The organism is Geminicoccus flavidas (genome assembly GCF_009806515.1).
GTDB classification, from domain to species: domain Bacteria; phylum Pseudomonadota; class Alphaproteobacteria; order Geminicoccales; family Geminicoccaceae; genus Geminicoccus; species Geminicoccus flavidus.
The window spans coordinates 1-320 of the sequence record NZ_WUJP01000031.1; the positions used below are offsets into that span (position 1 = coordinate 1).

1 protein-coding gene is annotated in these 320 nt (G+C 67.2%); it reads left to right on the forward strand.

Annotated features, from left to right (window positions below; genetic code table 11):
• Nucleotides 1-320, forward strand: a 320-nt coding sequence (locus tag EQG76_RS00780; RefSeq protein ID WP_235031144.1) for a thiamine pyrophosphate-dependent enzyme, incomplete at both ends; no start/stop codon positions are given.

The window sequence follows — 320 nt, forward strand, 5'->3', positions numbered from 1 at the left end:
GGCGATCGCCGAGGCGCATCTGGCCGCCCGGTTCGGCAAGGAGCTGGTGGACCACCACACTTATGTGATCGCCGGCGATGGCTGCCTGATGGAAGGCATCAGCCACGAGGCGGGTGCCCTGGCCGGACATCTGAAGCTTAGCAAGCTGATCGTGCTCTGGGACGACAACGGCATCTCCATCGACGGCAAGGTGTCGATGGCGTCGTCGGAGGACGTGGCCGCGCGCTTTGCCGCCTATGGCTGGGCGATCGACGCGGTGGACGGCCACGATCCGGAGGCAGTGGATGCCGCCATCCGGCGGGCCAAGGGCAATGACCGCC